This is a genomic window from Bradyrhizobium sp. LMG 9283 (genome assembly GCF_045571415.1).
Lineage (GTDB): Bacteria > Pseudomonadota > Alphaproteobacteria > Rhizobiales > Xanthobacteraceae > Bradyrhizobium.
Window position 1 is genome coordinate 3,557,715 of record NZ_CP120691.1, and the last position, 25,872, is coordinate 3,583,586.

The following is a 25,872-nucleotide window of genomic DNA, read 5'->3' on the forward strand; positions in this document are numbered from 1 at the left end:
ATTTGCGATGGGCCTTACCTGCGGATCGGCGCATGCCGACCGGCGGGTGGCCCTCGTGATCGGCAATTCCGCCTACAAGAGCGCGCCGAAGCTCGGCAATCCCGTCAACGATGCCACCCTGGTCGGCGGCATGTTCAAGAAGGCCGGCTTCGATTCCGTGGACGTCAGACAGGATCTCAGCGCCAGCGAAATGCGACGCATGCTGCGCGAATTTGCCGGCAGGTCGCGCGGCGCAGAGATGGCGGTGATCTATTACGCCGGCCACGGCATCGAGCTCGACGGCAACAACTATCTCATTCCGATCGACGCTACGCTGGAGACGGACGGCGACGTGCTCGACGAGACCATCCCGGTCGAGCGTGCGCTGTTCGCGGTCGAGCCGGCCAAGCAGCTGCGCCTGATCATCCTGGATGCCTGCCGCGACAACCCGTTCGCGAAGACGATGAAGCGCACGCTGGCCTCGCGCGCGATCGGGCGCGGCCTTGCCAAGGTCGAACCGACCAGCCCTAACACCATGATCGCTTTTGCGGCCAAGGCCGGATCGACAGCGTCCGACGGGGATTCCCGGAACAGCCCGTTCGCCGCCGCGCTGGTCGAGCATCTGCCGAAGCCCGGCCTCGACCTGCGCAAGGCCTTCGGCTTCGTCCGCGACGACGTGCTCAAGAGCACGGGCTACAAGCAGGAGCCCTATGTCTATGGTTCGCTCGGCGGCGATGACGTGCCCCTGGTCGCGGTCAAGCCGGCCGCGACCGGTCCGCAGGCAAACCCGCAGGACGCCATTCGCAGGGACTATGAACTCGCGCTCCAGCTCGCCACGCGCGACGGCTGGGAAGCCTTTCTGGCAGCCTATCCGGACGGCTTCTACGCCAACCTTGCCAAGGGTCAGTTGAACAAGATCGGCGCGGAAGAGACGCGCGCTGCGGCCGAGCAAAAAGCCAAAGCAGCCGAGCAGGAAAAGGCGAGGCTGATCGCCGAGCGCGCCCAGAAGGCCGAGCAGGAGAAGGCGGCCGCGGCTGCCAAGGCGGCCGAAGAGGCACGGATCGCGGCGGAGAAGAAAAAGGAGATCGAGCAGGTGAAGGCTGAAGCGGCCGAACGCGAGCGCAAGGCGGCAGAAGCGGCGGCTGCGAAGGCGCTCGCGGAGAAGCAGGCGATGGAGAAGGCAAAGGCCGAGCTCGCTGCAAAGCAGGCGGCGGAAAGGGCCGAACAGACTGCAAAGCCGGCGGTCGACCGGCAGCTCCCAGAAGTCGAGCAAAAAGTCGCGGCGCTGTCGCCCGGGCCAACATCGCCATTGTCCGCGGCCGACCTCACGAAATCCGTGCAGAGCGAATTGCGCCGTGTCGGCTGCCTCACGTCGGCTGCGGAAGGCGAGTGGACGTCGGCCGCGCAGCGTTCGCTGACGCTCTTCAACAAATATGCCGGCACCCGGTTCGACGTGAAGCTCGCCAGCGTCGACGCGCTCGATGCGCTCAAGGCGAAGCCGGGGCGGGTCTGCCCGCTGGTGTGCAATTTCGGCTTCAAGGCCGACGGCGATCAATGCGTCAAGATCACTTGCCGTGCCGGCTATCGCGTCGGCGACGACAACGAGTGCGAGAAGATCCAGGAAAAGAAGCCGGTCGCGACGCGCGAGGATTCGAGGAAGCGGGATACGGAACGGAAGCAAACCGAGGCTACGCCGTCCAAGCCGCAGGCATCTGGGCAGATATTTTGCAATTCTGCTGGCTGCCGCCCGGTGGGCAAGGGATGCAGAATAGAGCGCGCCGGTATGGCTGATGCAAGCTCAGTGATGGCAGGTCGAATGAGAGAGGTCTGCGATTGAGTGGGTATCGGCTCATTGTTGCCATGTTTTTTGCGATCTGGTTCGCTTGCGCGCCGGCGCAGGCCGAGAGGCGGGTCGCGCTCGTGATCGGCAATTCCGCCTACAAGAGCGTGCCGAAGCTTGGCAATCCGGCGAACGATGCCGGCTTGATCGGTGGCATGCTGAAGAAAGCCGGTTTCGACACGGTCGACATCAGGCAGGACCTGAGCGCGCCCGACATGCGCAAGGCGCTGCGCGAATTCGGCACCAGGACGCGGGATGCCGATGTCGCGGTCATCTACTACGCCGGCCACGGCATGGAGCTGGACGGCACCAACTATCTGATCCCGACAGACGCCGCCCTGGAGACCGACACCGACGTTTACGACGAGGCATTGCCGATCGATCGCGTGCTGGTGAGCATCGAGCCTGCCAAGCAGCTTCGGCTCGTCATCCTCGACGCGTGCCGTGACAACCCGTTCGCCAAGACGATGAAGCGCACGGTGGCCTCGCGCGCGATCGGGCGTGGCCTCGCCAAGGTCGAGCCGACCACTCCGAACACGATGATCGCGTTCGCGGCCAAGGCCGGCTCGACCGCATCCGACGGGGACTCCCGAAACAGCCCGTTCGCCACGGCTCTCGCAGAGCATTTGCCAAAGCCCGGGCTGGACCTGCGCAAAGCCTTCGGCTTCGTGCGCGATGACGTGCTGAAGAGCACGGCCAACAAGCAGGAACCCTTCGTGTATGGCTCGCTGGGCGGCGATGACGTGCCGCTCGTTCCTGCCAAACCTGTTGCGACGGGCCCGCAAGCCAATCCACAGTCCGAGCTCAGGCGAGACTATGAACTTGCGCTCCAACTCGGCACCCGGGACGGTTGGGAAGCGTTCCTGGCGCAATATCCTGATGGTTTCTACGCCAATCTCGCCAGAGGCCAGTTGAATAAGATCTCCGCCGAAGAGACGCGTGCCTCAGCCGAGCAGAAAGCCAAGGCGGCCGAGCAGGAAAAGGCGAGGTTGATTGCCGAGCGCGCCCAGAAGGCCGAGCAGGACAGAGCGGCTGCGGCAGCCAAGGCCGCTGAAGAGGCGCGGATCATCGCGGAGAAGCAGAAGCAGATCGAGCAGGCGAGGGCCGAGGCCGCCGAGCAGCAGCGCAAGGTGGCCGAGGCGGCCGCAGCGAAAGCCTTGGCCGAGAAGCAGGCGGCGGAGAAAGCCAAAGCCGAGTTCGCTGCAAGGCAGGCGGCGGAGAAAGCGGAGCAGGCTGCAAAGCCGGCCGCCGATCGCCAGCTGCCCGAAGCCGAGAACCAGAAAGTGGCCGCGCTCTCGCCGGGGCCCACATCCACATTGTCGACGGCCGAGCTTTCCAAATCGGTACAGAGCGAATTGCGCCGCGTCGGCTGCCTGACATCGTCTGCGGAGAGCGATTGGACTTCCGCCGCGCAGCGCTCGCTGACGCTGTTCAACAAATATGCTGGCACCCAGTTCGACGCAAAGCTCGCGAGTGTCGATGCGCTCGATGCGCTGAAGGGAAAACCCGGACGGGTCTGCCCGCTCGTGTGCAATTTCGGCTTCAAGGCCGATGGCGATCAATGCGTGAAGATCACGTGCCGTGCGGGTTACCGTGTCGGCGACGACAACGAATGCGAACGGATTCCGGAGAAGAAACCCGTCGCGACGCGCGATGAACCGGCAAGGCGAGACTCGGAACGGAAAAAGAGCGAGGCGTCGCCGGCTGCTCCGCAAGCCAATTCGTCCGGTCAGATCGTCTGCACGCAGACCGGCTGCCGGCCCCTTCGCCCCGGCTGTAAGATTGGCCGGTCGCCAAGTGTCGCCATAAACGGCGGCGGTTTGACCGAGGTCTGCAATTGAAGCGGGCGCCGTCAGGGCGGGATGCTATCCCGCCGGCATCCGTGTCTCGATCATGCGCACCCAGAACGAGGCGCCGTGGCCGAGGATGTTGTCGTTGAAGACGTAGGCCGGGTGGTGGCACTCGTTGCCATCGCCCATGCCGACCAGCACCATCGCGCCGGGGCGGGCTTCCAGCATGAACGAAAAATCCTCGGCGCCCATCATGGGAATGAGCTTGTCATTGACGCGCTCGGTGCCGACGATGTCGCGGGCGACATCGGCGGCGATGCCGGCCTCGCGCGCATGGTTCATCGTCACCGGATACATCCGCGTGTATTTCGTTTCGGCCGAGCCGCCATAGGCGCGGGCGATGCTGTCGGCGACTTCGCCAATGCGGCGCTCGACGAGATCGCGCACCTCGGGGTCGAGCGTGCGCACGGTGCCGGCGAGCTCGGCGACCTCTGGGATAATGTTGAAGGCAGTGCCGGAGTGGAATTGGGTGATCGAGATAACGGCCGATTTCAGTGGATCGACATTGCGCGCGACGATCGATTGCAGCGCACCCACGATCTGCGAGCCGATCAGCACGCTGTCGACGGATTTGTGCGGGCCGGCGCCGGCGTGTCCGCCCTTGCCGCGGACGGTGATCTGGATGTTGTCGGAGGAAGCGAGCATTGGGCCGGGCGTGGTGGCGAAATGTCCCTCAGGCAGGTTAGGCATGTTGTGCATGCCGTAGACCTCCTGGATGTTCCAGCGCGTCATCAGGCCGTCCTCGACCATGGCCTTGCCGCCGCCGCCGCCTTCCTCGGCGGGCTGGAAGATCATCACGGCCGTGCCATCGAAGTTGCGCGTCTCGGTCAGGTACTTTGCAGCGCCGAGCAGCATGGCGGTGTGGCCGTCATGGCCGCAGGCGTGCATCTTGCCGGGGACTTTCGAGGCGTAGGGGACTCCCGAGGTCTCCATGATCGGCAGCGCGTCCATGTCGGCGCGCAAACCGATCGTCTTGCCGGAGGCGGACTTGCGGCCGCGGATCACGCCGACCACGCCGGTGCGGCCGATGCCCGTCACCACCTCGTCGCAGCCGAACTCGCGAAGCTTGTCGGCGACGATGCCGGCGGTGCGGTGGACTTCGTAGAGCAGCTCGGGGTTCTCGTGGAAGTCATGGCGCCAGGCGGCCATTTCGTCGGAGAGGGCGGCGACGCGATTGACGATAGGCATGGGGAATCCGCTTTTGTGGGTTCTTTTGTCATTCCGGGACGATGCGCAGCATCGGACCCGGAATCCGGAGATTGTAGCGCGAGATTCCGGGTTCACGCTTCGCGTGCCCGGAATGACAAAAATATCAGCTCTCGCCGAACACGCGCTTGAAGATCGTATCGACGTGCTTGAGGTGATAGCCGAGGTCGAACTGCTCCTCGATCTCGGCGTCGGTGAGATATTTCTTCACCTCGGTGTCCTTCTTGAGGAGCTGGAGGAAGTCGCCTTCGCCGCGCCAGACCGGCATCGCGTTGCGCTGCACGAGCTTGTAGGCGTCCTCGCGGCTGGCGCCCTTCTGCGTCAGTGCCAGCAGCACGCGCTGCGAATGCACGAGGCCGCCGAGACGGTCGAGGTTCTTCTGCATGTTGGCGGGATACACCAAGAGCTTGTCGATCAGTCCGGCGAGGCGCACCAGCGCGAAGTCGAGCGTCACGGTCGCGTCCGGGCCCATCATGCGCTCGGCCGAGGAGTGCGAAATGTCGCGCTCGTGCCAGAGCACGACGTTCTCCAGCGCCGGCGTCACATAGGCGCGGACCATGCGGGAGAGGCCGGTGAGGTTTTCGGAGAGCACCGGGTTGCGCTTGTGCGGCATCGCGGACGAGCCCTTCTGGCCCTCGGAGAAGAACTCCTCGGCCTCCAGCACCTCGGTGCGCTGCATGTGGCGAATCTCCACCGCGATGCGCTCGATCGAGGAGGCGATCACGCCGAGCGTCGAGAAATACATCGCGTGACGGTCGCGCGGGATCACCTGGGTCGAGATCGGCTCGGGCACGAGACCCATGGACTTGGCGACATGCTCTTCGACGCGGGGATCGATCTGCGCGAACGTGCCGACCGCGCCGGAGATGGCGCAGGTGGCGACCTCTTTCCGCGCCGCAATCAGACGTTCCTTGGCGCGCGTGAATTCGGCATAGGCATAAGCGAGCTTGAGGCCGAAGGTCACCGGCTCGGCATGGATGCCGTGGCTGCGGCCGATGGTCGGCGTCATCTTGTGCTCGAAGGCACGCTTCTTCAGCGCGGCCAGCACCTTGTCGAGGTCGGCAAGCAGCAGGTCGGCGGCGCGGGTGAGCTGGACGTTGAGGCAGGTGTCGAGCACGTCGGAGGAGGTCATGCCCTGGTGCACGAAGCGCGCCTCGGGGCCGACGATCTCGGCGAGGTGGGTCAGGAAGGCGATGACGTCGTGCTTGGTCTCGCGCTCGATCTCGTCGATGCGGGCGACGTCGAAGACGGCGTCCTTGGCCTTGACCCAGACCGTTTTGGCGGCCTCCTTGGGGATGGTCCCGAGCTCGGCGAGCGCGTCCGCCGCATGCGCCTCGATCTCGAACCAGATCTTGAACCGGGTCTGCGGCTCCCAGATCGAGGCCATTTCCGGGCGGGTGTAGCGGGGGATCATCTGACGGCTCCAGCAAGGTAGGCAGGCGGCCCAAGGGGGCTTTGCCGGCCAAAATGTTTTTTACGCCGTGATTTAGCAGAGCGGGGAGGGCGAAACAAACGGCGGAGGCAAGGTAGCGGGGGATGATTGGACCGAGCAGGCAGCTAATGCCCAAGTAGTGCCCAAGCCGGCTGGGGGCGGTTGCCCCCCGCGGCTTGGCCGGCCGGACCGCAGAAATCAGCGGTCAATCACGGATCATTGACTGACAGATATTGAAATCTGTCAGCGAGACGTGTATATCCGTTCCCGGACGCTCTGATTGGGCGTCCCGCGATAGCCCCGGGGAGCCCGACATCCGAACCAAGCTCGGATCGGAGGGCGGATTGAAGAACGGGGACCGTGGACGAATGGAGACTTAAGACAATGACGACCGAAATCCTCAATTTCACCGGCGTGATTGGGCATTGGCTCAATTTGCTGGTGGCGCGCCAGATCGCGGCGCAGGCTGCAAAACTGCCTCATTAAGGCATAGGCTTTCCGAACGACCGGCCAGGGCGCTTCGGAAGCAGCCCTACTGCCGGGTAACTGAGCCCCAAACGGGAACATGGTGCTGGCATGAATGAAGCCGTTATCTTGACGCCGGAGCGGATCCTCGAGGTCACCGAGGACGTGCTCAGGCGTTACGGACTTGCCAAGGCCACCGTGGTCGACGTTGCCCGTGCGCTCGATGTGAGCCACGGCAGCGTCTATCGCCATTTCCCCAGCAAGGCCTCGCTGCGCGAGGCCGTTGCCAAGCGTTGGCTCGACCGCATCGACGCGCCGCTACGCGCGATCGCCGAGGAGCAAGGCGCGGCGCCCGGCAGGCTCGACCGCTGGCTGCGCACGCTGTTCGCCGCCAAGCGTTCGCGCGTGCTCGATGACCCCGAGATGTTCCAGACCTATCTGACGCTGGCGCGCGAGGCCTGTGCGGCCGTCAAGTGCCACAAGGACACCATGATCGACCAGATCGCGGCGATCCTGACCGACGGCGTCAAGCAGGGCGTGTTCGATGTGGAGGACGTCAAGACCACCGCGCGAGCCATCTTCGATGCCACCGTCCGCTTCCACCATCCGGCCCATGCCGATGAGTGGAAGGATGCCGATCTCTCCGCGCGCGTCGATGCGACGCTGGCGCTTTTGCTTCGCGGGCTGAAGGCGGCCTAAGGCCGCAGGACCCATTCAGTCGCGGGTGCGGCCAATCAACCTCTCGTCTTGTGGAGAGCGGCGCCGTCGCGAAGCGGGGGCGAGGAAACCGAATGTCTTCGCATGTGGAAGGCAGGATCGGACGATGGCACGACCGGCGCACTATCCGGATATGCATTGACTGCGATTTCGACGGCGTCCCTTGACCGCTTTCGAAGGCGGTAGAATGTCAGCTCCTGATCGAGCATGGGGCAGCGGAAGTGGACGACGGCTGTGTCCGGCAGGCGGCAAAGTTCGTCGATGAGCTCGCCTACTGTGATGATCGGGGGATGGTCGACGGCTTTGGGGTGACCCTTACTCATGACCCTTTACTCCTTCACTGCCGTACTAACCGGAGCCGGATGGGCTCCGTTCCAATGTCGTTCAGCAGATTGAGAGGTTTCGACAAGGCAGTGCGGCAGCGTTGCTGCTAGATCCTCGTCAGCCCACAGGTCGCGGCGAGCCGCACGAGCTGCGCATCCGTGCGCGCGCCGGTCTTCGACTTGATCAGGTAGTGATAGTTCTGCACGGTCTTGACGCTGAGATTGAGATGCGTCGCGATCTGCTCGGTGGTGGCGCCGCCGGCGAACTGGCGCAGGATCTCGATCTCGCGCTCACCCAACTGGTCCAGCGCCGAGCCAGTCGGCGACAGGCTGTCCTCGGCGAGGATGTGCGCGATATCGTCGCTCATGGCGCGCTCGCCGCGCGCTACGCTGCGGATGGCGTGCACCACGGCCGACGGTTCGCTGCTCTTGGTGACGAAGCCGCTAGCGCCCGCGCCGAAGGCTGCCTTGACCAGTACAGCCTCGTTGTGCATGGTGAAGACCAGAATCCGCGCTCGCGGGCTGCGCGCGCGGATGTTGCGGATCGCCTCCAGCCCGCTCGCCCCGGGCATCGAGATATCGAGCACGACGACATCAGGATCATGCGCCTTGAACGCGCCGTAGGCCTCGGCGGCGTTGTCGGCTTCCGCCACGACGTGTAGATCGCCCTGGCTCTCCAACACGCGCCGATAACCTTGCCGCACGATCGGGTGGTCGTCGACCAGCAGCACGGAGATGCCTGTTGCTGCAACTTCGCTCATTCCCGCCTCACGCAGCGAGCGGGATGGTGGCGGCGACGCTGAGGCCGCCGCGGGCGGGCAGGATCGACAGCGATCCGCCGGCGGCCGTGACGCGCTCGCGGATGCCAGTCAGGCCGAAGCCGGCCGATTGCGCGACGCGCTCCGCATCGCCGCCGCCGTCGTCCTCGACGCGGATCAGCAGCGCACCGTCCTCGCCGGCACGCCGTTCGATGCGCAGACTGATCTCGCGCGCTGCACTGTGACGCAGCGCGTTGGTCAGGCATTCCTGCGCGACACGATAGGCCGTGGTGGCAGCCGGACCGCTGATGTCAGTGAGGTCGCCCCTGAGATCGAGCTGGATCGTCGGCCGCGCCGCGCTGTGCGAGCGCCAGCTGTCGACGAGATTGACGAGGCTGGCCTCGAGCCCGAGCTCTTCGGGCAGCGGATTGCGCAGCCGCTTCAGTGCATCGCGTAACGATGCCATCAGATGATGGGTGGCCTGCGAGATCATGCGCGCATCCTGCGCGATCCCGGTGTCGTTGTTGTCCTTCGTGCTCGCTGTTTCGATTGTGTTGGCGAAGGCGAGGATGGCGGAGAGATTCTGCCCGAACTCGTCATGCAGCTCGCGGGCGAGTGCGCGGCGTTCGTCCTCGCGGATCTCGATCAGGCGGCGCGTCAGCGCGGCGCGCTGTTCGGTGGCTTCCTCCAGCCGGCCGCCGAGCTCGCCGACGGCGCTGCCGATCATCGCCAGCTCCATCGAGCGGAAGCGCGGCAGCTTGGTGTGATATTGACCGCGCGCCATGCGCTGCAAGGCGGTGACGATCGCACGCGCCGGCGCAAGTGCGTGCGCGATCGCGAGCGAGGCCAGCAGCGCAATTGCCGCTGCCATCAACAGCGCGACGTCGATCACGTTGAGGATGTACTCCCAGGCCAGCGAGACGGCCGCCGCGCCGTCCGGCGTCGCCACCACCGTCCCGGCGGCTGCGGCGCGGGGGCTGACGGGCCGTACCACCTCGGCGTGGCTGCCGAGGAAGGTGGGCACAATGGCAGCGAACCAGCGCGGCGGTGCCTTGCCCAGCCCCTCGCTCTGGCCGCAGAGCGGCTTCTCGAATGCGGCGGCCGGCTGGAACTCGACGCAGACGCCGGGCGAAATCAGCTTCATCGTCTCCAGCGTGCGCCAGTCTGGAACCGGCAGAAGATGCTCGCGCGCTCTGCTGCTACGCAACAAAAGCTCACGCCAATACAGTGCCTGGAGCGCCTGCGCGACGCGCTGCGCCGAGGCCGCAGTCGCCCGATCGACGCTGCGATAGGCATCGAACGTGGCCCACACGGTTGCGGCTCCAAGGCAGAGCAGGACGATGAGCAGCAGACGGGCGACAAGCTGAAGCACGAGGCGCATGCGATCATCCCCGACGTTTGGTAAGGTCAGCCTAACAACGCCGCCGCGCCTTGCCAATTGCAGGGAACGCCAGGGATTGCAGTTCGGGCAAATTTCCCAAGCTGGATTGGGCATGGGTCTTTGGACCGGGCGCGGCATCTTTGATCTAATCGGGCAGGAATCGTTACAGGCCAATCGTTGCGAGCGAGGAGCGGTGCAGCATGAGTTCGATGACGATTGGACCAATCCCGAGCCAGCCCGCCGCCGACCCATCCGAGCGCAGCGCGCTGCTGTTCTGGATGATTTTCACCGGGCTCTCGATCTTCGCCGTCGTGCTGCTGTGGCGCTTCGGCTTGATCCATCTGATGCTGAGCTCGGACCGGACCTACATCTCAAGCGTCATCGCGGGCCTCTATGTCGTCACCTGCGGCCACTGTTTCCTGCGGACGCGGGCGATCGCGCGGGAAGGGGCGGCCGCGCGGCGCTGCCGCGCGGTGCTGTCGGCGACCGGTGGCAGCAAGGCACTCGATGCGAACGCGGCGGGGCTGCCGCGCGGGATGGTGCGCGACCACATCGAGAGCCTAGTGACCAAGGCCGCCGCCCAGGACTATCGCCCGGTCGATCAGACCCTGCTGCTGCGGACGCTGGCTGACCGCCTGCGCGGTTCCAACGGGTTCGGGGCCTTCGTCTCGGATACGCTGATGAAGCTCGGCCTGCTCGGCACCATCATCGGCTTCATCATCATGCTGGCGCCGATCGCCGGGCTCGATGCCGCCGACAAGGTCGCGATGCGTTCCTCGATGGGCTTGATGAGCGACGGCATGGCGGTCGCGATGTACACGACGCTCGCCGGCCTCGTCGGCTCGATCCTGGTCCGCATCCAGTACTATATGCTGGACGCCGCGACCCAGCGGGTGTTCTCGGACGCGGTGGTGCTGACCGAAACCTATGTGACGCCGGTGCTGGAGCGCAAGGGTTCTGGTGCGCGGTCATGATGGATGATTTCGGTCTCTATCCGCGAGAGGAATCGTTCGATCCGCTGGGCGTGATGCTGTTCAAGGCGCTCCAGGTGATCGCGTTCCTGTTCTTCCTCGCGTTGCTCGCGGTCTCCCCGGATGCCAAGGACGGCAAGATCGACTCCAAGGCGGAGTTCATGATCACGCTGGATTGGCCGGACAATCACCCCGACGATCTCGACCTGTTCGTGCAGGATCCCGCCGGCAACATCGCCTGGTATCGCCACCGCGAGGCGGGCTTCCTCACCCTCGACCGCGACGACCGCGGCGGGGCCAACGACTTCATCATGGTCGCCGGCAAGAAGATCGCCTCGCCGATTCGCGAGGAGATCGTCACCGTGCGCGGCATCGTCGCCGGCGAATACACCGTCAACGTTTCGCATTTCCAGGCAACCACGGGCGAACCCGTCACGGCCAATGTGAAGGTGCAGAAGCTCAATCCGACCGCGCAGGTGGTCTTCGACAACAAGTTCACGCTCGACCACACCGGCGACGAGAAGACCGCGGTGCGGTTCCGGATCGATGCGGAGGGCAAGGTGATCAATGTGGATCAGCGGCCGAAATCGCTGCTGGAGACGTTCCGCAGCAGCTGGCGCAACGGCGGCGATCTCGATCCCAAGACCGGTGTGAGCAGGAACGCTGCGAGGGTACGTCGTGACTAGCCTGCAGACGGTCATCCTTTCGCTGTCGGTCGCCTACGCCGTCATCGGCGCGCTGCTGCTGGTCGTGCTGGTCTATGCGCGGCTGCACTGGTCGCTGAAGGCGGTCGCGGTGGTCGTGACCAGCGCCTTCTATGTCGTCAGCTTCACCGAGATGCGCGGGCTGCTCGGCTGGGCCAGCGCCGACCGGATGCCCACCGCGTTCAAGCTGCTCCAGGCCCGCATCGTCGAGCCGCATTCGCTGGAGGGCGATCCCGGCTCGATCTATCTATGGGTGGAGGCGCTGGATGAGGACAATCGCCCGAGCGGCATCCCGCGGTCCTTCCGCGTGCCCTACGACGACAGGCTGGCCGATAAGACCCATGCGGCGCAGAACGAGATCGCAGCCGGTCATCCCCAGGGCGGACGGGCCGCGGATTTCGGTGGTGGCGACGGCAGCCTGATCGACATGGTCCGGGAATATGTGACGCCCAAGACCATCCTGGAGACCAGTGGCGGCGATTCCTCGACCGGCGAGTTCAATGCGCCGCCGGCCGGCGCGCAAGGTGCGGTGTTCACCCCACTACCGCCGCCCCGGATGCCGCCGAAGGACGAGCAATAGGCCTTTCACCATCACCGCAGGGCGGCGCTGGTAAACGGCCCAGTGCTGGCGCATCTTGTTGACCTCCCTCAATTTGGCCTCATCGGCCTCCAATAAGAATTTGAGGGTGGAGGGTGCGTGCTTCTCGCTGTCTTCTCGGATATCCACGGCAACAGGCAGGCGTTCGAGGCCTGCCTGAAGCTTGCCCGCGCCAGGGGCGCAGAGCGCTTCGTGCTGCTCGGCGATTTCGTCGGCTATGGCGCCGATCCGGAATGGGTGGTGGACACCGCGATGGAGCTGGTTGCGCAGGGCGCCGTCGCTGTGCGCGGCAATCACGACCAGGCGGTCAATTCCTCGGCCGAGACCATGAACGCCGAGGCGCAGATCGCGATCGAATGGACCCGCGGCCGGCTCGACGCCGCGCAGCGGCGATTCCTGGCCGAATTGCCGATGCAGGTAGAGGATGGCGACCGCCTGTTCGTGCATTCGGAGGCCTCCAGCCCGCAGCGCTGGCATTACGTGCGCTCGACGGCGGATGCGGCCAAGAGCCTGATATCGACGCCCGCCCATGTCACCTTCTGCGGCCACATCCACCGTCCGGCGCTATATTCGATGTCGGTGACGGCGAAGATGACCAGCCTCGTGCCCAAGACCGATGTCTCGGTGCCGCTGCTGCGCGGACGGCAATGGCTGGCCGTGCTCGGCTCGGTCGGCCAGCCGCGCGACGGCGATCCGTCCGCGGCTTTCGTGCTGTTCGATACGGTGTCGTGCCAGATCACCTATTGCCGCGCGCCCTATGATATCGAGACGGCCGCGAACCGGATCCGCCAGAACGGCCTGCCGCACTGGCTGGCCGATCGGTTGTCGCAGGGGCGCTAGAGGTCGATGCCGAAACCCCTGGTCAGGTCAGGCGCGGTGATCGACGGCTACACGATCGGCGAATGCGTGCATGCCGGCGGCATGGCGACGCTGTGGACCGTTACACATCCCGGCATCGACGTGCCCTTGCTGATGAAAATCCCGCGGGTGTCGGAGGGCGAGGACCCCGCCGCGATCGTCTCTTTCGAGATGGAGATGATGATCCTGCCGCGGCTCGCAGGGCCGCATGTGCCCACCTGTTTCGGCACCGGCGATTTCGCCCACCAGGCCTATGTCGTGATCGAGCGCATCTCCGGGACCACGCTCTACAAGCGGCTGCCCGACCTGCCGCTGCCGTATGACGAGGCGCGGCAGCTCGTTGCGAAGATCGCGACCGCGCTCGCGGACCTGCACCGGCAGAACGTGATCCATCACGACATCAAGCCGAGCAGCATCATGTTCCGCGACAGCGGCGAGGCTGTGCTGATCGACTACGGCCTCTCGCATCATAACCATCTGCCTGATCTGTTGCAGGAGGAGTTCCGCCTGCCTTACGGCACCGCGCCCTATATGGCGCCCGAGCGGCTGCTCGGGGTGCGCGACGATCCACGCAGCGACCTGTTCTCGCTCGGTGTGCTGCTCTATTTCTTCACCACGGGCGAGCGTCCGTTCGGTGAGGGGGAGACGTTGCGCGCGATGCGGCGCCGGCTCTGGCGCGACCCGCATCCGCCGCGGAAGTTTCGCGCGGATTACCCGCCCTGGCTTCAGGAGGTGGTGCTGCGGTGTCTCGAGATCGAGCCGGTGTGGCGCTACCCGACGGCGTCCCAACTCGCCTTCGACCTCGCCCATCCGGACCAGGTCAAGCTCACCGCGCGCGCGGAGCGGCTGAAGCGTGATCCCTTAGGCGTCGTGTGGCGGCGCCGCTTTAATCAGGGCGTCATGCAGCCGCGTGCGAAATCGGATGTCGCGGCGCAGATCGCGTCGAGCCCGATCCTCGCCGTGGCGCTCGATACGGTGGAAGGCACACCGGAGCTGAACGAGGCACTTCGCGTGACGACCGAGCGCATTCTCGCCACGCTGCCCTCGGCGCGGCTTGCCTGCCTCAACGTGCTCAAGCTGAACCGCATCGCGATCGATCGGACGCTCGACGAGCAGGGCTCCAACAAGCATATCGACCGCCTGGTCGCGCTCCGGCATTGGGCGACGCCGCTCAAGCTGGACGAGAGCCGGCTGTCGGTTCATGTGCTGGAAGCCACCGATCCCGCCACCGCGATTCTGGAGTTCGCCGAGGCGAACCAGGTCGACCATGTCATCATCGGCGCGCGGCAGAGCTCGTTCAGGCGCACGCTGCTCGGCAGCGTCTCGGCCAAGATAGCCTCGGAGGCGACCTGCACCGTCACCGTGGTGCGGCCGCCGCGGATGGCTGGGGACGCCGGCGGGTCAGATGGCGGCGAAATGGCGGGTTAGGCCGCCTGGCGTCCTGCGGGTTGGATCAGGCCGCTTGCTTGCGGCGGATCGGCCAGGAGAATTGCGGCCCGGGGTCGCCGTGATCCGCGCTGCTGCCAAAATACTGGATGATCTCGCGGCAGGGCTCGCAATTGAACAGGTTGTGCGACGCGGACGCCTTGGTCATTTCCTTCAGACAGTTCGGGCAATGCGGTTTCATGGAGCGATCCGGGAAAGGAAGTCTCAGCTTCGGCGCTGCAAGGCAAACGAACGGTCGAGATCCGAATTGTCGAGCCCGACATCATCGTTCCGTGTGCCATCGGCGCGCTCGAGGCGGCCGAAGAAATAGTCGAGGCTCGGATGCGGGCGCCGTGGAATACGGCACCTGCGCTTCGACTGACGCTTCACGAATGCGAGCTGCATGGCATCACCTCCGGCGACGATGAAGGTGGATGATGCGGGCAGAGGATGCGGCCTTCACCGGTCGCGCCACGTAGAGGCTGCGAGCTGCAATCGCTGCATTGAATCCGAACCACAACGCTACGCCAGTCCAAATCAGGGTCGTCGTCATGATGTGCTCCCGTCAAAAGCAGGCAGGAGTCACTTGCGATGATTTGCGCGAATCAGTGAAGTCCGGATGAGTACGGATCAGGATTGCAATTTTAAGCTTTGCGCGCTGCAGCACCCGTAAACGCCACGGGATTCATCCGCATCCGCTGTGTCGCTTGATCCGGATCAAATCGCTTCGCCGCGGGCCCCCAGCGCTGCGTTGCGGATCGCGGCGATGTTGGTCTTGTAAGATTCCAGCGTGCCGCCCCTGAATACCGAAGTGCCGGCGACGAAGGCGTTGGCGCCGGCCGCGGCGAGCGCGCCCGCAACATCGGGGCCGACGCCGCCGTCGACCTCGATGTCGATCGGACGGCCCGCCGTCATCGCGCGGATGTCGCGGATCTTGCCGATCGCGGAGGGGATGAAGGCCTGGCCGCCGAAGCCGGGATTGACCGACATCACCAGCACGAGGTCGACGAGGTCGAGGACATATTCGAGCGCGCTGATCGGCGTTGCCGGATTGAGCGAGACGCCGGCCTTCTTGCCGAGCGCGCGGATGGCCTGGAGCGAACGGTGCAGGTGGGGACCTGCCTCCGCATGCACGGTGATGTGGTCGCAGCCGGCTTTCGCGAAGGCCTCGAGATAGGGATCGCAGGGCGAGATCATCAGATGCGCGTCGAAGATCTTCTTCGTGTGCGGGCGCATTGCCTTGATGACATCAGGGCCATAGGAGATGTTGGGAACGAAATGTCCGTCCATCACGTCGAGATGGATCCAGTCGGCGCCGGCGGCGTCGACCGCGCGGACCTCCTCGCCGAGCTTCGAAAAGTCCGAGGCCAGGATCGAGGGCGCGATGGCCAGGGGGCGGGGGGCGAAGGCTTGGGTCATGGCGCGTTTTCCCGTGGCGGACGGACGACGAATGGCCTCGCCTAACATGGGCCTCCGTGGCGGGCAATGCAGCAGGGGCGGGCTTCCTGTGGGCGGAAATTTCTGCCGCCGGCGGCATGAATTGCCGATGTTCCCGCGGCCTGCAGAGCGTGGTGAATGCGGATTTCATTGAGCTTTTCGCGATGGCACGTCGCTTGCTGACCTGACCTGACAGAACATTGGCCGCGGCATGCCGCCTGGTTGGAGTTGTGCAATGTTGTTCGCCCTTGGTGCGGTATCGAGCGCGCTCGATGCGATCCAGTCGCTGACGAACTCGAAATCGTCGGCGACGCAGAAGACGGGATCTTCGCAGAGCGCGCCGCCCAATCCGTTCGCGGTTGACAGCGGTAGCAGCACGACGGGCGGGTCGACCTCGTCGGTCAATGCGGGCAAATATCCGCAGATATCGCCGGAGACGATGAACGCGTTGTTTGCTGCGCAGAGCCAGTCGGCGGACACGAGCGGCGCGACCAGCCCGGCCTCGACGGGGGCAGCGTCGGCGGCACCGAAGAGTCGCGAAGATGCTTTGAGGGATCTGTTCTCGCAGGTCGACGCAGACGGCGACGGCAAGATCACCAAGTCCGAGTTCGAGAACGCACTCGGGGCCGGCGGCACCAACCTCGCCCAGGCCGACGACGTGTTCTCGAAGATGGATGCGAATGCGGATGGCAGCATCAATCTCGGAGAGATGACGAAGGCGCTGAGGGGCGGTCACGGCCATCAGCACGCACAAGGCGCCGGCGGAGCGGGCGATGGTTCAGAGTCCTCGTCGCAATCCGGCGGCGGATCGACCTCGACCACGACGACCAATGCCGACGGCTCAACGACCACCACCGTCACCTATGCCGACGGTTTCAAGATGTCGACCACGGTGCCGGGCGCCTCCAGCAGTTCCGGTAACTCGGCCTACGATCTGTTCGCGCAATTGATGCAGCGGCAAGGCGGGCAGGGGCAAGGCGCGTCAGCAGCTGCCGGTTCGTCCATGTCGATGAGCGTCTAAGCACCACGCGCGCTCTCCACAACTAACGCTGTCATGCCCCCGGCTTGACCGGGGCATCCAGTACGCCGCGGCCTCTCGGTCCAATCAATCCTGTCTCTGGAATACTGGATCGCCCGGTCTTCGCCGGGCGATGACACACGACGTGTTGCGAGAGAGCGCGCCTCTTACGCCCCGAACCGGTCCTTCCAAGCCGCCTGAGCGCCCGCGAACGGCAAGGCCGTCGCGCTGTACACGCCGCGCGCGATGGCGCGTGCGACCACGTTGGCGGCGATCGTGCCGAGCTCGGTGAGACCAACCAGCGGCTCGATCGGCTTTTCGCACGTGGCGGCGGCAAACAGCACGTCACCGTCGGTCGGCGCATGCACAGGATAGATCGCGCGGGCGAAGCCGGTATGCGCGATCATCGCCAGCCGCTTCGCCTGGGGCTTGGTCAGTACCGCGTCGGTGACGACGGCGCCGATGGTGGTGTTTTCGCGCGCGGTCGCCGCGGGACCGGCCTTGATGCGCATGCGCAGCATGTCGTCGGTGAACTTGTCCGGCAGGCCGCGTCCGCCGAATTCGCCGTCCACCTCGAACGGCGCCGCCCAGAACCACGGCCCGTCGCCGACGGTGACGGTGCCGACCGCGTTGACGGCGACGATCGCCGCGACGTTCACGCCGTCAGGCGTCACCGCCGAGGCCGAGCCGAGGCCGCCCTTGAACGTCGCGGTGGTGGCGCCGAAGCCGGCGCCGACGCTGCCGAGCGCGAAGTCCGCGTTGGTGGCGGCCGCCGCTGCGGCATAGCCGAGGTCGCGATAGGGCGAGAAGCGTCCCCAGGCCTTGTCGCCCCCATTGAGCAGGTCGAACAGGATCGCCCCCGGCACGATCGGGATCAACGCTTCGCGAACCCTAAAGCCGCGGCCCTGCTCGGCGAGCCAGGCCTGCACGCCGCCGCCGGTATCGAGGCCAAAGGCGGAGCCGCCCGACAGCGCGATCGCGTCGACGCGGTCGACCGTGTTGGCGAGATCGAGCAGCGCATCCTCGCGTGTGCCGGGGCCGCCGCCGCGAACGTCGATCGCTGCGATCGCGGGAGAATCGAAGATGATTGCGGTCGCGCCGGAAGCGACTTTCGCGTCTTCGGCATGGCCGACCCGGACGCCGGCGATATCGATGAGAAGGTTCTTCAAGACGACCTCGTCGTTGAGAGCAATTCGCGATCTGCGATAGCGCAGCGATACCCCAGGCTCAACTGGCGAGCGCGGTCCTCAGCATCTTGGCGAGCTCGGATTTGCGGTAGGGCTTTGCCAATAGCAGCACGCCGGAGTCCAGCCGGCCGTGATGGACGATAGCGTTTTCCGTGTAGCCCGAGGTGAATAACGTCTTCAGGTCGGGGCGGCGCCGGGCCGCTTCGTCGGCAAGCTGCCGGCCGTTCATGTTGCCGGGCATAATGATGTCGGTGAACAGCAGGTCGATGGTCTCGTCGCTGTCGATGATGGCCAAGGCCTCGGCGCCGTTGGCGGCCTCGAGCGCGGTATAGCCGAGGCTCTTGACCTGCGTCACAACGTATTGCCGCACCAGCGCGTCATCCTCGACGATCAGGATCTTTTCGTTGCCCCCAGTGACCGGTGCGTTCTGGAGCGCTTCGAACTCGGTCTCCTGCACTCCGGTCGAGCGCGGCAGGTAGATCTTCACGCTCGTACCGTGGCCTTCCTCGCTGTAGATCTTGATGTGGCCGCCCGACTGCTTGACGAAGCCGAACACCATGCTGAGGCCGAGGCCGGTGCCCTTGCCGACCTCCTTGGTGGTGAAGAACGGATCGAAGACCCGATCGATCAGGTCCGGCGGAATTCCGCTGCCGGTATCGCTGACGGCGATCATCACGTAATTGCCGGCGACCACGTCGGGATTCATGCTCGCATAGCCATCGTCGAGGAAGATGTTGCGCGTCTCCAGCACCAAGGTGCCGCCGTCGGGCATAGCATCGCGCGCGTTCAATGCGAGATTGAGGATCGCGGTGGAGAGCTGGCCCGGGTCGACCAGCGCCGGCCAGGCGTCCTCAGTGAGCTGGGGCATGATCGTGATCTGCTCGCCGAGAGTGGGATGCAGCAGCTTGGCGGCTTCGAGCACCAGTGCGTTGACGTCGATCTCGCGTGGCTGCAGCGGCTGCTTGCGCGCGAAGGCAAGCAGGTGCCTGGTCAGTTGCGCGCCCCGCTCGGCCGCGTCGTCGATCAGCTTGGTGATGGCGGCAAGCTCGGGCCGGTCGGCGACCGCGTCGCTGAGAATGCCGATGGTACCCGTGATGACGGTCAGCACGTTGTTGAAGTCGTGGGCGACGCCGCCGGTCAACTGGCCGATGGAATCCATCTTCTGGACCTGCCGGAGCTGGGCCTCGGCGGCCTGCTTGTCGGTGAGATCACGGCCGATGAAGTAGTGGCGCTTCACCGGCTCCGACCAGGTGCCCATCCAGTTCAGCGTGACCTCGTGACCATCGTAGTGGTAGTAGCGCGCCTCGAAACTGCGCTTGACCGCGCCACGACGGGCCGCGCGCATCTCGTTCCGCGCCTTCTCGAGATCGTCGGGATGGATGAATTCGGTCGCGACGTGTCCGACCATGTCCTCGGGGTTGTAGCCAAGGATGTTCTTCACGCTTGGGCTGACCTGGACGAAGTTGCCGTAGCCGTCGGTGACCAGGATCAGGTCCTGCGATGTCTCGAAGATGCGGTGGCGTTCCTCGGTCTCGCGACGCAGCTTCTCTCTCGACTGCTTCTCTTCGGTGATGTCATGGGCGATCTTGGAGGCGCCGATGATCTCGCCCTGATCTGTGCGCAGCGGGGAGATATTCAGGACCACGTCGAGCGGGCGTCCGTCCTTTCGGATGCGGATCGTCTCGTGCTGGGCGATCGACTCGTTCTCGGCGATCCGGTTGAGGATGCTCCTGACTTCGTCCTTGCGATCCGGCGGCACGATGATGTCGATCGGCTGGCCAAGCGCTTCTGCCGCGGAATAACCGAACAGCCGTTCGGCGGCGTTGTTCCAGCCGGTGATGATGCCGTCGAGCGTCTTCGTGATGATTGCGTCGTTGGACGACTCGACCACTGCGCCGTACAGCGCGAGGCGCTTGCCGTAATAGTCGCGATCCGAGGCCGATTGCTGGCGCAACTTGCCGACAAGGCCCGCTGTATGCGCCTGAAGGCGGACGTTCTCGATAAGCAGCACTGCGAGCACGAAGGTCGCTGCAGCGAGGCCGTAGAGCCGTCCGGCATAGAAGCCGAGATCGAAGCGGGCAACGTTGATGATCGCCGACAGCGCGATATCGAACAACCAGGCGCACATGACCACCATGAGCCAGACGTCGATGACCGTATGCGGCCTGCGGAACCAGAGCGAGACCAGCGCGGCGAAGCTCAGCGACCACACGAAGGACACGACCCCGATCATGGTCGCGGTGTAGTGACCGTCGCGCAGCAGGACCGGCAGCAGATCGTGCTGTGCGGTGACGATCCAGGCGAAGACGGCGAACGCGGCGATGACGACGAGCGCGCTGGCGCAAATCGCACTGCTTGTCGCGCCGCGGATCCGCGGGCCACCGTCCTTGTCCTTCAGCCAGGCATAACCGATCACGCACAGCGGAAAGCCGGCGTGCCAGATCATATAGAGCCAGACCGTGGTCTGCCGGCCCGCGCCAAAGAGTCCGGCCGGTGCGAACAGTCCGGGGAAGGTGAGAGCATGAACCAGCGCCGCCGCGGCGGTGAAGAGATAGCCAGTCGCGAGCCACAGCAGCGCGCGGGTCCGCATGACCGCAAATTGCGACAGCAGCAGCACCGCCGTGACGATGTCGCTTACCGCGAGCGCCGATTGATAACTCGCGACGAAGGCCGGGACCGGCAGGAGCGGGGTACCGGCGAAGGGCGCGGCCGCTGCGAACAAGAGGGACGAGACGCCGACAATCGTCAATGCTGCGGTGCGGTCGGCCGAAGTGGCCGGCAGGGTCGAAAGAAATGTGCTTCGGTCGATCGTCGCAGGCACGTCCATCTCTCGCGCGTCCGTGTTGAGCAGGGTCTTGAGCATCTCCGCTAGTCTCATTCGGCCGGCAGTCCATTCATGATAGCGGGTTCTGGGCGCGCCTCGTGAAGGAACCGGTTACGACTCAACCGAAGGTTACAGCTTACTTAATTTCGGTGGGAACACGGAATTAGAGCAGGTAAGACGCGCTTTACTGGACGGTGCCATAATGCCCCTCCGCCGCGGCGGGTTCCAGGCTGGATCGGGCGATTTGATCGATATCGGGAGTTGTTCCCAATGCCTCGCGTCCTCATCATCGACGACCAGAAGGGCGTCCGCACGATGATCGCGATGGTGCTTCGGGTCAATCATTTCGAGGTCGAGGAGGCTGAGAGCGCTGCAGCCGGACTGAAGGCCTTCGCGGAAAGCTCCTTCGACGCTGTGATCGTCGACATCTTCCTCGGCGACGCCAGCGGCGTCGACGTCATTGCGACCCTGCGCGAACGCGCGCCGGCGCTCCCCGTCATTGCGGTGTCCGGGATGACGGCGCTCGATTTCATGGACCAATCGCCCCTCCTCGCCAACGTGGTCTGCCTGCAAAAGCCGTTTCGGCCGAACGATCTCCTGCAAGCATTGCGGAAGGCCCAGGCCGCGGCCGGCGGCGAGCTGCCCGCAGCGGTCTGATTGCTGCCGCAAGAAGAAACGCCCCGGGGTAAGCCGGGGCGCGCTGATCATTGAGGGATTGAGGTCAAGGCCAGCGGCTAGGTGCCGCCGCCCGCGATCTCGGCGTAGCCGCCCTTCGAATCCCACTTGTAGACGACGTAGTCGATCTGCTTGATGTCGCCCTTGGCGTCATACTCGATCGGGCCGATCACGGTGTCCCACTTGCCGGCCTTCATCGCCGCCATGACCTTCTTGGCGTCGGTGGTGCCCGCCTTCTTGGCCGCCTGCGACCACACCTGCATCGCTGCATAGGTGTAGAGCGTGTAGCCCTCGGGATCGATGCCCTTGGCCTTGAAAGCCTCGACGATCTTCTTCGCGGTCGGCTTGTTGCGCGGGTCGGGGCCGAAGGTGAACAGCGTGCCCTCGCCGGCAGGGCCGGTGATGGAGGCGTACTCCTTGTCGGCGAGTGCGTCGCCGGCCATCAGCACGGTCTTGAGGCCCTGGTCCCGCATCTGGCGGAGGATCAGGCCGCTCTCCTGATGATAGCCGCCGACATAGACGAGATCGATGTTGTCGCGCTTCAGGCGCGAGACGATCGCGTTGAAGTCCTTGTCGCCCTTGTTGTAGGACTCGTACATCTTCTCGGTGATGCCGGCCTTGTTGAGTGCCTTCTTGGTCTCGTCGGCAAGACCCTTGCCGTAGGTGGTCTTGTCGTTGAGGATGGCGATGTTCTTGCCCTTGAAGTTCTTGGCGATGTACTGCGCGGCGATCAGGCCCTGCTGATCGTCACGGCCGCAGACGCGAGCCACGTTCCAGAGCTTGCGCTCGGTGAACAGCGGGTTGGTCGAGGCCGGCGTGATCTGGAGCACGTTGCCGTCGGCATAGGCTTCCGAGGCCGGGATCGACGATGACGAGCAATAGTGCCCGGCCACGAACGGGATTTTCGCGCCGGCGATCTTTTCGGCGATCGAGCGCGCCTGTTTCGGGTCGCAAGCGTCGTCTTCGATGGAGAGCGCGAGCTTCTTGCCGTTGACGCCGCCGGCGGCATTGATATCGGTCACGGCCATCTCGGCGCCGTTCTTCATCTGGCGGCCGAAGGCGGACTCGCCGCCGGTCATCGGGCCTGCGACTGCGACGGTGACATCCTGCGCGAATGCCGCGCTCGACAGCGCGATCGATGCGCCGAATGCCAGACCGATGAGCTTCAGTGATTTCATGAGATACCTCGCGGGTGGTCGCCTGTGGAAGTTGCCGGGAATGCCCCGGTTCAAACCGCCGCCATTCTTGAATGAATCCGGGGAGAAGTCACCGGCAAAATACGAGCATTGGCCGAGATATCTCGCCACATTGCGTTGCAGATGGCCGGGCTCAGCCGTGCCGGCCGCCTTCCAGATAGGCGGCGCGAATCTCGGGGCGCTGCAGCAACTCGGCTCCGGTACCGGCCAGCGTGATCAGGCCGTTGACCATCACGTAGCCGCGATGGGCGAGCTTGAGCGCATGGTTGGCGTTCTGCTCGACGATCAGGACCGTCAGGCCGTCCTGCCGGTTCAGGGTGCGGATCGCATCGAAAATTTGGCGTGCGATCAGCGGTGCCAGACCGAGCGAGGGCTCGTCGAGCAGGAGCAGGCGGGGGCGGCCCATCAGCGCGCGGCCGATTGCCAGCATCTGCTGCTCGCCGCCGGACAGGGTTCCACCGCGCTGGGCATAGCGTTCCTTCAGCCGCGGAAACAGCGTGAACACGCGTTGCAGCATCGCCTCGCGTTCGGCATCGCTGCATCCGGTGGAGTCCGCTCCCATCTGAAGGTTCTCCGCAACGCTCATGCGCGGGAAGATGCGGCGGCCTTCCGGCGATTGCGCGATGCGCAAATGCGCAATCTCGTGGGTGGGAACGTCGGTGATGTCGCGGCCTTCGTAGAAGATCTGGCCGGCGCGGGCGCGCGGCTTGCCGAAGATCGTCATCATCAGCGTCGACTTGCCGGCACCGTTGGCGCCGATCAGGGCTACGATCTCGCCGGCGTTGATCTCGACGTCGACGCCCTTCAGCGCCTCGATCTTGCCGTAGGCGGCGCGAAGACCGCGGATCGCGAGCAGGGGAGTGGGCGCCGGTGTCACGTCCCGCTCTCCATCACGGCCACGGCCTCGTCCTCGTCGGCGCCGAGATAGGCGGCGATCACCTTGGGATCGTCGCGGACCTCGCGCGGCGTGCCTTCCGCGATCTTCTCGCCATGGTCCATCACCACGATGTGGTCGGAGATCTCCATCACCACCGACATGTCGTGCTCGATCAGCAGGATCGAGGTGCCGAGCTCGTCCCGGATCGATAGCAGGAGCTCGCTCAGGGCCGCGCTCTCGCGCGCATTGAGCCCGGCCGCGGGTTCGTCCAGGCACAGCAGGGCGGGCTCGGTGCACATTGCGCGCGCGATTTCCAGCCGGCGCTGGTCGCCATAGGCGAAATTGCCGGCGGCGTCGTCGGCGCGGTCGAGCAGGTTGACCCGCCTGAGCCAGTCGGTGGCGAGATCGATCGCGCGCTTTTCGGCGTCGCGGTAGGCGGGCGCGCCGACGAGGCCGAGCAAGGTGAAGCCGGAGGCGCGCATCAAGGCGTTATGCTGCGCCACCATCAGGTTCTCCAGCGCGGTCATGCCGGGAAACAGGCGGATGTTTTGGAAGGTGCGCGCGACCTTGGCCTGCTTGGCGATGCGGAAATCGTTCAGGCGCTCCAGCGCGATGACTCGGCCGTCGTCATGGGTGAGGCGGATGGCGCCGCCGGTCGGCCTATAGAAGCCGGTGATGCAGTTGAAGACGGTGGTCTTGCCGGCGCCATTCGGCCCGATCAGGGCGGTGATCTTCTTCCGCTCGGCGGCGAAGGAGAGGTCCTGCACGGCGACGATGCCGCCGAAGCGCATGGTCAGCCGGTCGACGCTGAGAATCTTGTCGCCGCTCATCCGTGCCCTTCCTTGACGAGGTCGGAGGAGATTGCCTTCGCCTTGGTCAGATACACGGTCGGCGCGCGGTGGCCAATCAGGCCGCGCGGCCGCCAGATCATGATCAGCACCATCGCCATGCCGAACACCAGCATGCGGTAGGTCTCGAGGCCGCGGAACAGCTCGAAGCCGCCGATCATCGCGAGGGCGGCGAGCGCGACGCCGAGCTGCGAGCCCATGCCGCCGAGCACGACGATCGCGAGCACCAGCGCCGATTCCTGGAAGGTGAAGGATTCCGGGCTGATGAAGCCCTGGCGGGTGGCGAAGAACGCACCGGCGAAGCCGCCGAACATGGCGCCGGTCGCGAACGCGGTGAGTTTCGTGGTCGTGGTGTTGATGCCGAGCGCGCGGCAGGCGACCTCGTCCTCGCGCAAGGCCTCCCATGCCCGCCCGATCGGCAGGCGGCGCAGGCGGATCGTCACCCAGTTGGTGAGGAGCGCAAGTGCCAGGATCAGATAGAACAGGAAGACGATGCGATGGGTCGGCGAGTACTCGATGCCGAGCCTGGCGGCGAACCCATCATCGCTGTTGTCGAGCGGGATGCCAAAGAAAGAGGGGCGGGGAATGCCGGAGACGCCGTTCGGGCCCCCGGTCAGCTCCTGCCAGTTGATGATGACGAGGCGGATGATCTCGCCGAAGGCGAGCGTCACGATGGCGAGATAGTCGCCGCGCAGGCGGAGCACGGGGAAGCCGAGCAGCACGCCCCAGAACGCGGCGAGGATGCCGGCGAGCGGCAGGCAGATCCAGAACGACCAGCCGAAATTGGTGGCGAGCAATCCGTAGGAATAGGCGCCGACCGCATAGAAGGCGACATAGCCGAGATCGAGCAGGCCGGCGAGCCCGACCACGACGTTCAAGCCCCAGCCCAGCATCACATAGGTGAGCACGAGGATCGCGAGATCGAGGATGTAACGCTGGTCGTAGAAGATCACGGGCACCAGTAGCGTGAAGATCAGGAGCGCCGGCGTTAGATAGCGGCCGATCAAGGACATGCCCCTCTGCAGTGCTGGCGGCACCAGCTTCTCGGCGCCGGTCGGACCGATCCATTGCCGCAGCAGCTCGATCACGACCGAGCCGCCGAACACCACGGCGACGAGAGAGGCGAGTTCGCCGAAGCGCGTCCAGTAGGTGAGCTGGGCGGAGGAACCTGCCTCGGTGCGGATGCCGACCATCAGCGAGAACAGCACCAGCGCGACGAGGGCGTTGATGAAGGCGGTTTTGAGAAGGGCGGCGATGCCGGTTGCAGGTTTGGCCGTATTGGTCGAGGGAGCTGTCACGCGGC

At 65.1% G+C, this 25,872-nt stretch carries 24 protein-coding genes; 10 read left to right on the plus strand and 14 right to left on the minus strand.

All coding sequences use genetic code 11. From position 1 onward, the window contains the following. Window positions 1-7: 7 nt before the first annotated feature. A complete protein-coding gene (locus P6U29_RS16550) occupies window positions 8-1,816 on the plus strand; it encodes a caspase domain-containing protein (protein ID WP_407118555.1) in 1,809 nt (602 codons plus the stop codon). A gap of 23 nt (window positions 1,817-1,839) precedes the next feature. Beyond that, entirely contained in the window at window positions 1,840-3,660 is a 1,821-nt protein-coding gene (locus P6U29_RS16555) for a caspase family protein (RefSeq protein ID WP_407118556.1), read from the plus strand. Between the two features lie 24 nt (window positions 3,661-3,684). Here the strand turns inward: P6U29_RS16555 and P6U29_RS16560 are convergent, their stop codons facing one another. Then, the gene (locus P6U29_RS16560; RefSeq protein ID WP_407118557.1) at window positions 3,685-4,857 is read right to left on the minus strand and encodes a M20 aminoacylase family protein; all 1,173 of its coding nucleotides are present in this window, start codon (window positions 4,855-4,857) and stop codon (window positions 3,685-3,687) included. Between the two features lie 124 nt (window positions 4,858-4,981). Continuing rightward, the gene (gene purB / locus P6U29_RS16565) at window positions 4,982-6,289 is read right to left on the minus strand and encodes an adenylosuccinate lyase (RefSeq protein WP_407118558.1); all 1,308 of its coding nucleotides are present in this window, start codon (window positions 6,287-6,289) and stop codon (window positions 4,982-4,984) included. Between the two features lie 594 nt (window positions 6,290-6,883). Between purB and P6U29_RS16570 the strand changes: the two genes are divergently transcribed. Beyond that, the gene (locus tag P6U29_RS16570) at window positions 6,884-7,471 is read left to right on the plus strand and encodes a TetR family transcriptional regulator (protein ID WP_407118559.1); all 588 of its coding nucleotides are present in this window, start codon (window positions 6,884-6,886) and stop codon (window positions 7,469-7,471) included. 448 nt (window positions 7,472-7,919) lie between these two features. On the opposite strand, the gene P6U29_RS16575 is transcribed toward P6U29_RS16570, so the two are convergent. Together P6U29_RS16575 and P6U29_RS16580 are read right to left on the minus strand one after the other, a co-directional pair. Next, the gene (locus tag P6U29_RS16575) at window positions 7,920-8,573 is read right to left on the minus strand and encodes a response regulator (protein WP_407118560.1); all 654 of its coding nucleotides are present in this window, start codon (window positions 8,571-8,573) and stop codon (window positions 7,920-7,922) included. 7 nt (window positions 8,574-8,580) lie between these two features. Further along, window positions 8,581-9,951 carry a sensor histidine kinase gene (locus P6U29_RS16580; protein WP_407118561.1) on the minus strand — a complete coding sequence of 457 codons (1,371 nt, stop codon included), beginning with the start codon at window positions 9,949-9,951 and terminating at the stop codon, window positions 8,581-8,583. Between the two features lie 200 nt (window positions 9,952-10,151). On the opposite strand from P6U29_RS16580, the gene P6U29_RS16585 reads away from it, so the two are divergent. From P6U29_RS16585 to P6U29_RS16605, 5 genes are all read left to right on the plus strand, one after another. Continuing rightward, entirely contained in the window at window positions 10,152-10,925 is a 774-nt protein-coding gene (locus P6U29_RS16585; RefSeq protein ID WP_407118562.1) for a MotA/TolQ/ExbB proton channel family protein, read from the plus strand. Then, window positions 10,922-11,608: a hypothetical protein gene (locus tag P6U29_RS16590; RefSeq protein WP_407118563.1), complete on the plus strand. Its 687-nt coding sequence runs from the start codon at window positions 10,922-10,924 to the stop codon at window positions 11,606-11,608. The genes P6U29_RS16585 and P6U29_RS16590 overlap by 4 nt, the downstream gene beginning before the upstream one ends. Beyond that, window positions 11,601-12,206: a hypothetical protein gene (locus P6U29_RS16595; protein ID WP_407118564.1), complete on the plus strand. Its 606-nt coding sequence runs from the start codon at window positions 11,601-11,603 to the stop codon at window positions 12,204-12,206. Before P6U29_RS16590 ends, P6U29_RS16595 begins: the two co-directional genes overlap by 8 nt. A 117-nt stretch (window positions 12,207-12,323) precedes the next feature. Then, a complete protein-coding gene (locus P6U29_RS16600) occupies window positions 12,324-13,064 on the plus strand; it encodes a metallophosphoesterase family protein (protein ID WP_407118565.1) in 741 nt (246 codons plus the stop codon). A gap of 6 nt (window positions 13,065-13,070) precedes the next feature. Further along, on the plus strand, window positions 13,071-14,510 hold the full coding sequence (locus tag P6U29_RS16605) for a protein kinase domain-containing protein (protein WP_407118566.1): 1,440 nt from the start codon (window positions 13,071-13,073) through the stop codon (window positions 14,508-14,510). 25 nt (window positions 14,511-14,535) lie between these two features. Here the strand turns inward: P6U29_RS16605 and P6U29_RS16610 are convergent, their stop codons facing one another. The 4 genes from P6U29_RS16610 to rpe form a co-directional block, all read right to left on the minus strand. Continuing rightward, the gene (locus P6U29_RS16610; protein ID WP_407118567.1) at window positions 14,536-14,709 is read right to left on the minus strand and encodes a hypothetical protein; all 174 of its coding nucleotides are present in this window, start codon (window positions 14,707-14,709) and stop codon (window positions 14,536-14,538) included. Window positions 14,710-14,732: 23 nt separating this feature from the next. After that, window positions 14,733-14,912: a hypothetical protein gene (locus tag P6U29_RS16615; protein ID WP_407118568.1), complete on the minus strand. Its 180-nt coding sequence runs from the start codon at window positions 14,910-14,912 to the stop codon at window positions 14,733-14,735. A gap of 4 nt (window positions 14,913-14,916) precedes the next feature. Then, window positions 14,917-15,060, minus strand: a complete 144-nt coding sequence (locus tag P6U29_RS16620; protein WP_407118569.1) for a hypothetical protein — start codon at window positions 15,058-15,060, stop codon at window positions 14,917-14,919. Window positions 15,061-15,224: 164 nt separating this feature from the next. Further along, complete coding sequence (gene rpe, locus P6U29_RS16625) at window positions 15,225-15,926, minus strand: ribulose-phosphate 3-epimerase (RefSeq protein ID WP_100231273.1); 702 nt, start codon at window positions 15,924-15,926, stop codon at window positions 15,225-15,227. A 253-nt stretch (window positions 15,927-16,179) separates the two neighbouring features. On the opposite strand from rpe, the gene P6U29_RS16630 reads away from it, so the two are divergent. Beyond that, window positions 16,180-16,965 (plus strand): EF-hand domain-containing protein, encoded by a 786-nt coding sequence (locus tag P6U29_RS16630; RefSeq protein WP_407118570.1) that lies wholly within the window; start codon window positions 16,180-16,182, stop codon window positions 16,963-16,965. A gap of 164 nt (window positions 16,966-17,129) precedes the next feature. On the opposite strand, the gene P6U29_RS16635 is transcribed toward P6U29_RS16630, so the two are convergent. Next, the gene (locus P6U29_RS16635; RefSeq protein ID WP_407118571.1) at window positions 17,130-18,131 is read right to left on the minus strand and encodes a P1 family peptidase; all 1,002 of its coding nucleotides are present in this window, start codon (window positions 18,129-18,131) and stop codon (window positions 17,130-17,132) included. A gap of 58 nt (window positions 18,132-18,189) precedes the next feature. Beyond that, window positions 18,190-21,012, minus strand: a complete 2,823-nt coding sequence (locus P6U29_RS16640) for a PAS domain S-box protein (RefSeq protein WP_407118572.1) — start codon at window positions 21,010-21,012, stop codon at window positions 18,190-18,192. A gap of 231 nt (window positions 21,013-21,243) precedes the next feature. Between P6U29_RS16640 and P6U29_RS16645 the strand changes: the two genes are divergently transcribed. Beyond that, the gene (locus P6U29_RS16645) at window positions 21,244-21,630 is read left to right on the plus strand and encodes a response regulator (protein ID WP_407118573.1); all 387 of its coding nucleotides are present in this window, start codon (window positions 21,244-21,246) and stop codon (window positions 21,628-21,630) included. 77 nt (window positions 21,631-21,707) lie between these two features. Here the strand turns inward: P6U29_RS16645 and P6U29_RS16650 are convergent, their stop codons facing one another. From P6U29_RS16650 to livM, 4 genes are all read right to left on the minus strand, one after another. Beyond that, entirely contained in the window at window positions 21,708-22,826 is a 1,119-nt protein-coding gene (locus tag P6U29_RS16650; protein WP_407118574.1) for a branched-chain amino acid ABC transporter substrate-binding protein, read from the minus strand. Between the two features lie 151 nt (window positions 22,827-22,977). Then, complete coding sequence (locus P6U29_RS16655) at window positions 22,978-23,721, minus strand: ABC transporter ATP-binding protein (protein WP_407118575.1); 744 nt, start codon at window positions 23,719-23,721, stop codon at window positions 22,978-22,980. Continuing rightward, on the minus strand, window positions 23,718-24,551 hold the full coding sequence (locus P6U29_RS16660; protein WP_407118576.1) for an ABC transporter ATP-binding protein: 834 nt from the start codon (window positions 24,549-24,551) through the stop codon (window positions 23,718-23,720). Before P6U29_RS16660 ends, P6U29_RS16655 begins: the two co-directional genes overlap by 4 nt. Then, window positions 24,548-25,867 (minus strand): high-affinity branched-chain amino acid ABC transporter permease LivM, encoded by a 1,320-nt coding sequence (gene livM / locus P6U29_RS16665; protein WP_407118577.1) that lies wholly within the window; start codon window positions 25,865-25,867, stop codon window positions 24,548-24,550. Before livM ends, P6U29_RS16660 begins: the two co-directional genes overlap by 4 nt. Between the last annotated feature and the right edge of the window lie 5 nt (window positions 25,868-25,872).